19 protein-coding genes are annotated in these 12307 nt (G+C 37.8%); 3 read left to right on the top strand and 16 right to left on the bottom strand.

Translation table 11 applies throughout. From position 1 onward, the window contains the following. The first annotated feature begins 277 nt into the window (after positions 1-277). The 3 genes from ACWYN3_RS34645 (at position 278) to ACWYN3_RS34635 (ending at position 2670) form a co-directional block, all read left to right on the top strand. Entirely contained in the window at positions 278-1039 is a 762-nt protein-coding gene (locus ACWYN3_RS34645) for a hypothetical protein (protein WP_456218283.1), read from the top strand. Between the two features lie 84 nt (positions 1040-1123). Continuing rightward, the gene (locus tag ACWYN3_RS34640) at positions 1124-1399 is read left to right on the top strand and encodes a hypothetical protein (RefSeq protein WP_456218282.1); all 276 of its coding nucleotides are present in this window, start codon (positions 1124-1126) and stop codon (positions 1397-1399) included. A gap of 152 nt (positions 1400-1551) precedes the next feature. Beyond that, on the top strand, positions 1552-2670 hold the full coding sequence (locus ACWYN3_RS34635) for an alginate lyase family protein (protein WP_456218281.1): 1119 nt from the start codon (positions 1552-1554) through the stop codon (positions 2668-2670). Between the two features lie 268 nt (positions 2671-2938). On the opposite strand, the gene ACWYN3_RS34630 is transcribed toward ACWYN3_RS34635, so the two are convergent. The 16 genes from ACWYN3_RS34630 to ACWYN3_RS34555 form a co-directional block, all read right to left on the bottom strand. Beyond that, on the bottom strand, positions 2939-3178 hold the full coding sequence (locus tag ACWYN3_RS34630; protein WP_456218280.1) for a hypothetical protein: 240 nt from the start codon (positions 3176-3178) through the stop codon (positions 2939-2941). A gap of 8 nt (positions 3179-3186) precedes the next feature. Further along, complete coding sequence (locus ACWYN3_RS34625; RefSeq protein WP_456218279.1) at positions 3187-3708, bottom strand: glutamate racemase; 522 nt, start codon at positions 3706-3708, stop codon at positions 3187-3189. A gap of 137 nt (positions 3709-3845) precedes the next feature. Continuing rightward, positions 3846-4418: an OmpH family outer membrane protein gene (locus tag ACWYN3_RS34620; RefSeq protein WP_456218278.1), complete on the bottom strand. Its 573-nt coding sequence runs from the start codon at positions 4416-4418 to the stop codon at positions 3846-3848. A 46-nt stretch (positions 4419-4464) separates the two neighbouring features. Continuing rightward, positions 4465-4992: an OmpH family outer membrane protein gene (locus ACWYN3_RS34615; protein ID WP_041882776.1), complete on the bottom strand. Its 528-nt coding sequence runs from the start codon at positions 4990-4992 to the stop codon at positions 4465-4467. Between the two features lie 7 nt (positions 4993-4999). Further along, positions 5000-5626, bottom strand: a complete 627-nt coding sequence (locus ACWYN3_RS34610; RefSeq protein WP_456218277.1) for a hypothetical protein — start codon at positions 5624-5626, stop codon at positions 5000-5002. Further along, positions 5623-6126: a BamA/TamA family outer membrane protein gene (locus ACWYN3_RS34605; protein WP_456218276.1), complete on the bottom strand. Its 504-nt coding sequence runs from the start codon at positions 6124-6126 to the stop codon at positions 5623-5625. Before ACWYN3_RS34605 ends, ACWYN3_RS34610 begins: the two co-directional genes overlap by 4 nt. Before the next feature lie 71 nt (positions 6127-6197). Next, positions 6198-6626: a POTRA domain-containing protein gene (locus ACWYN3_RS34600; protein ID WP_456223257.1), complete on the bottom strand. Its 429-nt coding sequence runs from the start codon at positions 6624-6626 to the stop codon at positions 6198-6200. Between the two features lie 79 nt (positions 6627-6705). Next, a complete protein-coding gene (locus tag ACWYN3_RS34595; protein WP_456218275.1) occupies positions 6706-7212 on the bottom strand; it encodes a POTRA domain-containing protein in 507 nt (168 codons plus the stop codon). Further along, positions 7205-7573 (bottom strand): hypothetical protein, encoded by a 369-nt coding sequence (locus tag ACWYN3_RS34590; RefSeq protein WP_456218274.1) that lies wholly within the window; start codon positions 7571-7573, stop codon positions 7205-7207. Before ACWYN3_RS34590 ends, ACWYN3_RS34595 begins: the two co-directional genes overlap by 8 nt. A gap of 63 nt (positions 7574-7636) precedes the next feature. Next, positions 7637-8377, bottom strand: a complete 741-nt coding sequence (locus tag ACWYN3_RS34585; RefSeq protein ID WP_456218273.1) for an isoprenyl transferase — start codon at positions 8375-8377, stop codon at positions 7637-7639. Positions 8378-8666: 289 nt separating this feature from the next. Beyond that, entirely contained in the window at positions 8667-9173 is a 507-nt protein-coding gene (locus ACWYN3_RS34580; RefSeq protein WP_456223256.1) for a DUF6089 family protein, read from the bottom strand. A gap of 153 nt (positions 9174-9326) precedes the next feature. Next, positions 9327-10208: an NAD kinase gene (locus ACWYN3_RS34575; RefSeq protein WP_456218272.1), complete on the bottom strand. Its 882-nt coding sequence runs from the start codon at positions 10206-10208 to the stop codon at positions 9327-9329. Positions 10209-10246: 38 nt separating this feature from the next. Further along, entirely contained in the window at positions 10247-10726 is a 480-nt protein-coding gene (locus ACWYN3_RS34570; RefSeq protein ID WP_456218271.1) for a CBS domain-containing protein, read from the bottom strand. Further along, complete coding sequence (locus ACWYN3_RS34565; RefSeq protein WP_456223255.1) at positions 10665-10850, bottom strand: hypothetical protein; 186 nt, start codon at positions 10848-10850, stop codon at positions 10665-10667. Before ACWYN3_RS34565 ends, ACWYN3_RS34570 begins: the two co-directional genes overlap by 62 nt. A gap of 65 nt (positions 10851-10915) precedes the next feature. Continuing rightward, positions 10916-11680 carry an alpha/beta fold hydrolase gene (locus ACWYN3_RS34560; protein WP_456218270.1) on the bottom strand — a complete coding sequence of 255 codons (765 nt, stop codon included), beginning with the start codon at positions 11678-11680 and terminating at the stop codon, positions 10916-10918. Between the two features lie 174 nt (positions 11681-11854). After that, the gene (locus ACWYN3_RS34555; protein ID WP_456218269.1) at positions 11855-12301 is read right to left on the bottom strand and encodes a GatB/YqeY domain-containing protein; all 447 of its coding nucleotides are present in this window, start codon (positions 12299-12301) and stop codon (positions 11855-11857) included. Between the last annotated feature and the right edge of the window lie 6 nt (positions 12302-12307).

Here is a 12307-nt window from a genome sequence, read left to right as displayed (position 1 = left end):
GAATTCAAAGTTAATACAATCCTTGTTGAGATTGGTTAAATAAAGAAACGAATTCTATACTTAATAACATATACTAATTCCGGTCCCGTCTAAATTATTCAAAGTAGTATACTATAACTTTCAATCATTAAGTGATACCAAGAGGTCCGGTTCATAAAATTGGCAACAGCAAGTTCCCCGATTCCGGTACGCAATTTTGCACAAGGGTAGTTTCCTGAAATTTATGAAACAAAAATTAAATTACAATTAACTAACGTTAAACAACTTATCACAACACATGAATCAGACACATGAACTGGGTGCCTTAAAAAGCAAACACAATCCTGGAAAGGGCTTCACTTACTTCGCAATTTTTATTCTTATTTTATTCTCAGCCATTTCAGGTCTGATCTATTTCGGAGCAATCCTTGCGGTCAAAGAAGGAAAGATGAACTTCTCTGGAGATATCAGCATGCTTTACTGGGTTATTGCATTTATCATGGGACTTGGATTGTGCATTTTACTACTGGCCTTAAAACTTAGTAAGGGCAAGACCTTTTACCTCTATGAAAAGGGAATCCTTACCGAAGGAAACGGAGAAAGCAAGACACAACTTTTTGAAGATTTAGAAGATCTTTACCTATTCAGTTCCGGACGTACTTTCCTAACCAATAACATTGCTTTCCGTAATAGAACAGAAGGAAAATGGGAGACCATAACTGCCCGCTATACCCAGGTATTTAAGGCTATTGATTTCATCACCACTCAGCATGAGACTCTGTTTGTACCCAAGGCATTAAAGGCACTGGAAGAGCATAAAAGCGTCACTTTTCAGTACATCAATTATGATACAGCACTGGGCAAAAAACTATTTGCTACAGGTACAAACTCTTTCTTAAATGTACAACCAAAAGAAATCATTATTAGCAGTGATCACCTGATGATTGATTCAACAAAAATCATGATAGCAGATCTCAATCGTTTTGCCGTAAATAATTGGATCAGTCAGATCAGCTTACATAATAAAGAAAAACAAGGTTGTTTTCAGCACAGCCACTAACGGAATTTTCAGCGGTAAAAGCTTTGTTTCCTTACTGGACAAAATGATCAACAAAAATTAAACTGCTATCAATAAAAAAACAATATGATTATTTACAAAGGCTGGGGTCCACTGGCATTATTAATTCCGGTATGCACCATTCTGATTGGTATATTCTTCTTTGGTAAAAACGGAAATTCAAGTCTGGAATTATTCCTGTACTGCCTCTTATGTTCAGCACCGTTGATTTATATCATCGGAATACGATTAAACAAAAAGTCCGTTAATGACCTTTATTTCATCCCACTGCAATACTGGGGTATCATTTGGGGAGCTATTGCACTGGCAATTTTGATTTTCAAATTTATACAGGGCCATTAAGCCTTAAACCCATCCACTGAATAATGGGCTTCATCATGAAGTGGATGGGAATTAAAAAATTTAGATTTTCACCCCTCTTTAATTAGAATTTCATCCTCTCCGGTAATGATGATACAGCGAATTTGCAGTATCAAATTAACAATAAAAGAACGATGAAAAAATTAAGCTACTTAGCAGTTATCGGATTGGTGGTATGCGCCACCAGCTGTAAAAAAGAGTCATCCCATGAAAATGGGACTCCAAACCCATCCACAAAAAACAAGGTATTGGTGATACCCTTACCTATTCAAAAAAAAAAATGGGTCTTTAGTGCTGCCGGACTAAACAAAATCAGTACAGATTTAGCCGGCACAAACCAGGCACAAATCCAAAAGCTAATTACCAATCCCGCTTATGCAGCCCTGACCAAAACAACCAACACAACAGCAGTTGGAACACAGGGAACAGAGCTAAAATGTCTTGCCCTGCAATATGCAATCTCTCCGGGACGTGATACCGCGACCAAGTATCTTGACAAAGCAACAGCCAACCTGCTGGCATGGGCAGCAGTAAACACCCCTTCGAGCAGTACGCCGACCGAAGCTGCCTTTATAGAAATCTTCGAAGCCTATTCTATCATCAAACCAAACATTCTGGCAGCAAGCAAAACAACAATTGATGCCTGGTTAAAAAGGACAGCAAACTACTACATTACCAATGCATCAGGTTACGCTAGCAGAGAGAACAATTGGGAAACTATCAGACTCAACATCTTATATGACATCGGCTATATTCTAAATGATGCGACCATCCTTACCCATGCTAAAAAAGCATACACCACACAGCTCAATGTAAACCTGTATGCCGGTGGCAAAACAGAAGACTACGTTAGCAGAGATGCCTTTGCCTACCATGCCTACAATCTTTACTTCTATGCAAGAGTCTTAAGAGCTGTCTTCTTATATGATGGTCCGGCAGCCGGAACCAGCATACGAAACAAGGTCAACACCATCAACGTAACCCTCCCAAACACCATGACCTTCTGGGAACCCTATCTGATAGATCCAATGAACAATGTACACCTTGAATTTGTGAACACCGGATGGGCACCAGACAAGACCCGCTCTGACTACAACAAACCCTATAAGCCAGCCAGCACAGTTTACGTATTAGACCAATTAGCCTTTAGTTTCCCGGAAGTAATCGAGTACGAGAAAACCATAGTTGGTGCAACTACAACCAGATTCAGAACATTGGAATACTATCTGAATACACTAGAGTACAATTTGTAAACAATCAGGATTGTTATTATAAAATCAAGAGTATTACTTTAAAATAACACAACCTATTAAGCATTATCCAGTAAATCAAGACACCCTAATAATGCATCAAAAAAGCATTATCTAGTAATTCATTATCCAAGAAAACCATCCCCAGCCACCCAACTAACAAATTAAACAGGCTTGGAGAATGGAAAATAAAAAAAACGGGACAGTCCCATTTCAAGCATTGGCCATCTCTTCAGATGGGCGCGGCTTGTAAATGGGACTGTCCCGTTTTTTATTTTTTCGAGGAGTTACAACTTAATCGAACCTGGGAAGAAACCACTTTTTTAGAAAAGAATATCGAAGCATTATGATCAAACACGATATTATCTCCGGAAGTATAAAAACTCATAACTCCTTCCTTCGTCAACTGACTCTCCATCTCAGGATGTCTCTTCAGGTAGTCAACCAGGCTGTCAGCAACAATATCACCCTGTGCAACCAGTGTTACCCCTTCCGGCAGATATTCCTTCATCTTAGGTACTAACAACGGATAATGCGCGTACAAGCCAGTAATATTGTATCAATATCCCCCGACTTCGATATCAACCTGTCAATATACTTCTTCACAAAGTAATCGGCCCCTTCATTCACATGCTCATTATTTTCAATCAGCGGCACCCACATCGGGCAGCTTTGCTGAATCACATTAAGGTCCGGGTACTGATGATGAATCTCAATCGGGTAAGACTCAGAATTAACCGTCCCCCGTGTTCCCATTACCCCAATCGTATTCGTCTTCGTATAAGAACCAATAACTTCCGCAGTAGGCCTGATCACCCCCAGTACCCTAAACCCGGGATACTTCACCGGCAGTACCTTTTGCTGAATCGTACGCAAAGCTTTCGCTGAAGCCGTATTACAAGCCAGTATCACTAACGGGCAACCCTGTTCAAACAGCCACTCCACACATTCAAGCGTATATTGGTAAATCGTTTCAAAAGAATGGTCACCATAAGGTGCACGGGCATTATCACCCAAATAGATATAATTATAATCAGGCATTATTTAGCGATTGACTCAAACACAGTCAAGCCACCATATCCCGAATCAAAAACACCTATAGATTTATTATTTATCATGACAAAAAAAAGCGGCACCGGGAAAATACCCGGTGCCGCAATTTAAATATTTTTTAAATACTATTTTTTAGGAGCAGGAACTGCTGATGCAGAGATACCTAATTTAGCTTTAACCAAAGCAGTAACATCGTCACCACCTTCCCATGCTAACAGGTTGTTTGCACCATTCTGAGCAGAGCTATCAAATACATAAGCTAAACCTTTATCTCTAGCTACAGCTTTAACTGCAGTCTGGAATTTAGCGTTTAAAGGAGCCAACAATTCACCTTGTTTAGTAGCAATATCTTGTTGAGCTTTTTGGCTTGCTTCACCGATACGTTTTTCCATATCCTGTAATTCAACACCCATAGCTTGTAATTCTTTACCAACAGCTTCTTTATTCGCTTCACTCAAAGTTTTGTTTTTAGCAACTGCAGCTTCATACTTCACAGTGTACTCACTTCTCATTTTTTCAATTTCAGCTTGTTTTTGTTTTTGAAGAGTCTCTAATTGAGCCGATGCAGTTTTTGCTTCAGGCATAGTAGCAAAGATTGCTTCAGAATCAAGATGTGCAATTTTTTGTTGAGCACTAGCAACATTAGCAGTAAACATAAGGCCAGCTGCCACAAAAAATACGTTAATTAACTTTCTCATTTCTATTGTTCTTAATAATTGTTTTTAAAATTTATTTTGGTGTGTCTTATTTTACGGTGTTCGGTTTATAACCTAATCTGATAATAACGTCATTACTCAGGTCATAATTGCTACTCGCATAAATCATCATGGTAGCTTCACTGCTTTTATCAAAAATAAAGTCCAGGAACTTAGTTTTTGCAAGGTCAGCAATCACACCAGTTACTTTATCCTGAATAGGCTTAAGCAATTTTGCTCTCGTCTGGAAAAGCTCTCCTTCTGGTCCGAATTTCTGACGCTGGAATTCTTTAGCTGCTTTTTCTTTTTCAATGATATCATTCTCTCTGCGTTTGCGCATATCATCAGTCAATAATACCTGATCTGCCTGATAAGCTTTATACATCTTGTCGATCGCCGTAAAGTTAGCATCAACCTCTTTTTGCCATTGCTGAGATAATACGTTCAACTGGTTTTGTGAAGACTTATATTCAGGTAAATTTTTAAGAATATACTCTGTATCAACATAAGCAAACTTCTGTGCAAAAGCACCAAATCCTGCGAAAACTAAAAACCCGATTAAAATAACTTTCTTCATTTCTATATTAATTAAATCCACCCAATTGCTGAGCAATACTAAACGTGAAGTTTTGTTTACCCCCGTTAGCCTGTCCCTGAATACTATCAAACGGAAATCCGTAATCAATACCCAGCATACCAAATATCGGTAAAAATATTCTAGCACCAACACCTGCAGACCTTCTAACATTAAAAGGATTGTAATCTGCAAATTTATTCCAGGTATTACCACCCTCAGCGAAGCCCACAATATACGCAGTAGCTTGCTGACTTGCAATAACCGGGTATCTTAATTCCATCACATATTTAGTATAGATAGCACTTCCTGATTGTGTTGCAATCTGAATCTGCTGATTTGTAACCGCCGTTGCCGGAGTAACCACATTATTTGCATAACCACGCATCGTAATAATCTCAGATCCCTGAAGGAAATCAAATCCCTGCATACCATCACCACCCAGTTTAAATCTTTCAAATGGTGACTGGCCTACTGCCTGGTTGTATGAACCTAAGAAACCAAACTGAGCCTGACCTTTAAATACTAATTTGCCACCTAACCTCTGGAACCACTGTCCCTCAAATTTCCATTTGTGATATTCAGTAAACTTATAACGTTCTTTATCCGATGCTGTTGCATAGTTAGTTTTATTCAACAACGAGTAAGGTGGAGTTGCCTGTATAGTAAATTTAAAGTAAGAACCTTCAGTCGGGAAGATCGGCGAATTTTTCTTGAATCCCTGCTAATCTCCTGTGTTAAGTTCAAATTGTATGATGTTCCTGTATTGAACAAATAACCGTTATAGTTATTCAGAATATACTGCTGCATATTGATTGCATGCGATATCTGGAAATAGTTATCAGGCCATTTTAATCTTCTGCCCAAACTGAAAGTCACACCATTTAAACGAATACGACCATCAGACTGTCCGTTAGTACCAATACTCGTAACCTGAGATGAAGTGAATGCACTTACACCAAAACTTACCGGTTTCTTTCCACCTAACCATGGCTCAGAGAAAGAGAAACTATAAGACTGGTAGTACTTACCGTTGGTCTGTCCACGAAGACTTAGTTTCTGACCATCACCTTTTGGAAGTGGTCTGTAAGCTTTTGGATTGAATATATTTCTTAACGAGAAGTTATTGAAAGTCAAACCAACTGTTCCGATTACACGACCGCCACCGAAACCACCAGATAATTCTACCTGATCAGAAGGTTTCTCTTCTACAGCATAGCATCAATATCAACAGTACCATCAGAAGGATTTGGTTTTGGAGTTGGTACAGTTTTAGACTCATCAAAGTTACCCAGCTGACCAAGGTCACGTACTGTACGAACCAATAAATCTTTAGAGAACTTATCACCTGGTCTTGTACGTACCTCACGTAATACTACCCTGTCATTTGTAATTGTATTTCCCTTAACAGTAATCCTGTTATTGGTATACTGAGGACCTTCATAAATTCTTACTTCTAAGTCTACAGTATCATTGTATATTTTTGTCTGAACAGGCTCAACGTTAAACGTCAGGTAACCATCATTCAGATAGATACTCGATACATCATCACTTTCAGCACCATTACCGTGAAGTTTAGCATTTAGCTTCTCTTCACTGAAAACTTCACCTTTCTCAATACCCAATACTTTGTTCAGATCTTTAGTTGCATATTTTGCATTTCCAGCCCAGGTAATATTTCCAACATAATATTTTGGACCTTCATATAAATCGATCTTAATCCCAAACAGATTTCTTGTTGTACTGGTAAGTCGTGTCTTTGATAATTACCGCATCGCGATAACCTTTTTCCTGCATTTTAGCGATCAGCTTTTCTTTATCCTCTTTATATTTCTCCTTGCTGAATTTACCAGAACCGAATACTTTATAGAAAGCCTGCTGTTTAGTCTTTTTCAAATACTTGCGTAAAGTCGAAGCTCTGAAATCTTTGTTACCGGTAAATTCGATTTCATGTACTTTTACTTTATTTCCCCTATCTACAAAAACCTGCAATACTACCCCATTCTCCATGTTCGGATCAGGTTTAGTTTTGTAGTCAACTTTAGTAAAGAAATAACCCTTTTCAGCAAGATATTTATTGATGATACCAGTAGTACTGTTATAAGTATTTTCGTTAATAATCGTCTTTCCTGACTTGGAATTCAATTTTTCGGTAATATCTGTTTTCTGAGATTTACTCAATCCATTCAGTTCAAAAGAACTTAAACGAGGTCTTTCAACCACCACTTTGATATCGAAATAAATAAACAGTATCCAGAACCATTTTAGAGATATCAAGTTCGATATCATCAAATAATCCCTGTGCCCACAATGTCTTGATTGCATTGGAAGTAGCTTCACCAGGAAGCAAGATTTTTTCACCTTTAATCAACTTCGAAAGTGTAATAATAACTTCCTTATCAATAAACTTTGCGCCGCTTAAAGTAGTTCCTCCTATAATATATTCTTTAGGTTGAAAATAGTCCATATCGGTACCGCTAACTTTTAAGCTGGGGGTATTTGGATTGGACTTTGGACGGGTAATCTGTGCCATAGCCGGTGACCCGATCAATAGCAATAATATGAGTTGGTATATTCTTTTCATTTACAATCTAAAAAACGTTGCTAAGTTAATTTAAACACATGTTAAAAAGTGTTAAAAGTAAAATTAGTTCAACTGTTCACTAATTTTACCGAAGCGACGTTCGCGCTTTTGGTAGTCTACAATAGCTTCAAAAAGGTCTTCTCTTCTAAAGTCCGGCCATAAAGTTTCGGTAAAATACAGTTCACTGTAAGCCATCTGCCAAAGCAGAAAATTGCTTACCCTGTGCTCTCCGCTGGTACGGATCATTAACTCAGGATCAGGGATATTTACAGTAGTTAACTGAGAAGAAAACTGCGCTTCATCAATCTCATCCACTTTAATTTTCCCATCCTGTACCATTAAAGCAATCTTTTTTGCCGCCTCCAGAATCTCCCATTTAGCACTGTAACTTAAGGCCAGCGTTAAAGTACAAGTAGTATTCGCCGCTGTTTTTTCCATTGCACTCTTTAAATCATCAATACATTTCTGAGGTAAAGAGGCAATATCACCAATAGCATTTAACCTGATATTGTTCTTATTAAGCGTATCTGTTTCATTGTTGATTGTCGCAATCAGCAACTCCATCAGGGCATTGACTTCGTCAATTGGTCTGTTCCAGTTTTCAGTAGAAAAGGCGTAAATCGTAAGATATTTCACACCAATATCGGCACATCCTTCCACAATATCTTTTACAGATATCACGCCGCTTTCGTGACCGAAAGACCTGAATTTGCCTTGATTTTTAGCCCATCTTCCATTCCCATCCATAATAATAGCGATGTGTTCCGGTAAGCGACTAGTATCGATTTGTTCTTTAAATCCCATTTATTGTGCAAATATGGCTAAAATGTCTAACATACAGAAGAATGGCATGTTAGAAAGCGTCAAAGTTATAAGATATTTTGTTTATTTCTATCATAATCGTATAGTCTAAACGAAGGATATCATGATTTTATGATGCGAAACAGGAATAAGTCAGACTAAAAAGAGTAACATTTATCAGAAGTGAACGTATAGGAAAGTCCGATATGTACAAAAAAGTAAGTGTCATTTTTAACAAAATTACCACGCTGCACACCCACAGGAAAATTCTTCCCTGACGGATCAGAAAGATTCACACCGTTGGGATTTTTATTACTTGGATCACTAAAGACAGGAGAAGTATATACCTGTCACCAACATCATCGAGGTAATCCGTTTTTGCAGTCCGATATCCCAATTGTGTAAATATGCCCAGACGCTCCCCTATTCTGTACTTCATCCCCACCCCATAAGGGATACTGATCGCATAGTTTTTATACTTCTTCCCTTCGGTCTGATAATATCTTAATTCAAATGTTTCTCCATTATATTTAGCCTTCGGATTGAACAGGACACCACCGACCCCGGCAAATATATAAGGCGTAAAATTCTTTACACCGCCACCAGAAAAATATTCCAGAAAGTTGAAATCTACTTGTAAACTCAGTTCATTCAGTGAAGTAGAAAAATTAAGATTACGGGTTCTCAGACTCGCATCATCGGAGTTTACATCATAACCCTTGACTTTTCCATAATTATAATGAATACCGATGGCCCAGTAAGGATCAAGATTACGTTTTACATAAGCACCAAAAGCGATTCCGCTTGGTTTAAAAAGATTAGAAGGATTAATATCACCGATATATAACCCGCAGCACCGGCATTAATACCCAGCTCCGTAGTCTGAGAGATCGCAGCGCTGGAAAAGATGCAGCTAAGCACAACAGAAAATACAAACTTTTTGAATCCCATCTTAATAATTACGTGTATCAATTCCCCAAAGTAATTTGTTCCTCAAGGTAGTAAGATAACTTTCATTATTCAAGCGAATCAGGTTCACATGAAAAGCAGCCTTATTCACTATTATTTTCACAGACCTGTCAACTGTGGCAGTTCTGGAATCGCAGGACACCAAAAACTTGGTACTCCGTGCTTCCACCTCAAACCGCAGCGTGACATCATCAGGAATAATTACCGGTCTGACATTCAGGTTATGCGGTGCAATAGGCGTAATCACAAAATTTTGTGCACTGGGAAAAATAATAGGCCCGCCGCAACTCAAAGAATACGCTGTTGAACCAGTAGGTGTGGCAATAATTAAACCATCTGCCCAGTATGAATTGATAAATTCATCATTCATATAAGCATGTATAATCATCATCGCCGTATTATCACGTCTGTGGATAGTGATATCATTCAGCGCAAAATTCTCATCTCCAAAAAGATTATTTTTAGATTCAACATGCAGTAAAGTCCGTTTATCCAAAGAATATTCGTGATTAACCAATGCTTCGATCGCATTTCTAATCTCATTTTTGTTGATACTCGCTAAAAACCCGAGCCTGCCAAAGTTAATACCGATCACTGGAATCCCAGAGTCCCTGATTAAAGCCAGCGTATCGAGCAATGTGCCATCCCCCCCTAAACTGATCAGAATCTCTGCTTGATCACGTAATTCCAGATGATTGGAAAAAGTCTTGAGATTAGCAGAGGTAGTTACTTTATCTTCAATAAAATCGTTGTATTCCTTATGAACAATAGTTTCAATCCCATAATGTGCCAGGGCATCAAAAACTTCTTGTACAAAGGGTAAAACGCTATTATTAAACTCTCTGCCGTAAATTGCAATCTTCATTAGATAAATATTGTATGTTGAATGGTTACAGGAATGAATTATACATTTAAATAACTCATTAACAAATTGTATCTGTCTTCCGTTCCGTTGTCCTGGGTAGTACTGTTAAAAACCGCCTTAACCTGGTAATCATATCTTTCAAAAGAAGATATAATACCAGATAATTCAGTTTTATTAATTTTCAGCGTGACCTCTAATCGCGTAGAATCTGGAAAGTTCTGCACGTAAGAGGATAAGATTTGTGCATTATCAGCCTCAACGATCTGGGCCATATGCGATAAAGAATTATTGCGGTTATTGATCTCCAGAACGATAATCCCGCCTGGTTCTTTAACTGCAAAAATATCTGAGGTATACTTCAATAAATCATGTATAGAAATAACCCCAAGGTAATTCTTTTTATAATCAAGTACTGGTACTAAAGAAAGCTTGAGCTGATCAAAGATCCTGATGACATCATAAACATGTACATCCTGATAAACAAACGGATTCAGAATTGTTAAAGAAGCGCAGCGCACCAATCGGCTCTTCTACATTTCTTATTTCCATCAGGTGCTCTTCAGCAACAATGCCCAGAAACTGGCCATTGTTCAAAACCGGTAAATGATTTAATTTGAACTCAGCCATTCTATCCAAAGCCATATGCACCGTTTCAGAAGTCTGTAACGGTGGAATTGAATTAGATATGAGTTCAGATGCAAACATTGTTATTTTAATAAAATTCTATCCAGGAATTTACTCAGATAATTGTTAAAAATTTCGGGATGCTCCATCATTGGAACATGTCCGCATTTGTCAACCCAGTTCAACTCTGAATTAGGCAGCAGCTGATGAAACTCTTCTGCTACATCAGGCGGAGTTACCTGGTCATTTTTTCCCCAGATCAACGAAACAGGGATTGTTATTTTATTCAGTTCCTTAGACATATTATGACGGATGGCAGATTTCGCCAAAGCCAGAATACGGATAACTCTTGAACGATCATTTACCGTTTTAAAAATCTCATCCACCATCTCTTTAGTAGCAATAGTAGGATCATAAAAAGTAAACTCTACTTTTTCACGGATGTAATCATAGCTTTCTCTTCTTGGAAAAGTACCGCCAAATGCATTTTCATATAAACCAGAACTACCCGTTAATACTAATGCTTTAACACTTTCCTGATGTGCCGCGGTAACGACAAGTCCAAGATGTCCGCCTAATGAATTACCAATAAGAACGACCTGTCCAAGTTTTTTAAATTTAATAAATTTATGAATGTACTTAGCCAGACTTTTAACACCCAATGTAAGAATAGGTAAATCGTATATAGGCAAAATTGGTACTAGTATGCGATAGTTTTCTTTAAAATGATCAATAACCGGCTCCCAATTGCTTAACTCTCCCATCAAACCATGAAGTAATACCAGGGTCTCGCCTTTTCCAGCCTCTATATACTTAAACCCATCCTCTTCTATTACTTCGTATTTCATGTATATATATTATATATTTCTGTAAATATTTCCCGGAATGTTATTTGCCACAATGGTGTCCGGCCCATCATTGTTTCTAAAGATACGCTACTAAGTTAGTCGCCTATTTTAATTTTAAACAAAAAAAACTGTTAATTTTAAAAATAATATTTTCAGATAGCCTTCTAACACAATTTATGCCAATTGAGTTTTAACAATTTCAGCTATCAATTTGCCATCTGCCTTCCCCGCCAGTTCTTTATTTGCCAGACCAATAATACGGCCCATATCTTTCATTGTACTTGCACCAGAATCCGTTATAATCTTAGCAATCAGAACTTCTACTTCTTCTTTACTTAATTGCTGTGGCATGAACTGACTGATCACTGCAATTTCTTCATCTTCAATCACAGCCAGATCTTCCCTTCCTTGTTGTTTGTAAATATCAGAAGATTCTTTTCTTTGTTTAATTAAGCGCTGAAGGATTTTCATTTCTGCATCTTCAGTAATTTCTTCTGCCGATCCTTTTTCCGTTCTGGCTACTAATAATGCAGCCTTAATAGCCCGTAATCCTCTTAATGAAGCCTGATCTTTGGCTAACATTGCTTTTTTTATTTCCTGATCTATAATTGCTGATACCATATTCTT

Source organism: Pedobacter sp. NJ-S-72 (assembly GCF_053890575.1).
This window is presented reverse-complemented; position numbering and strand designations above follow the sequence as displayed.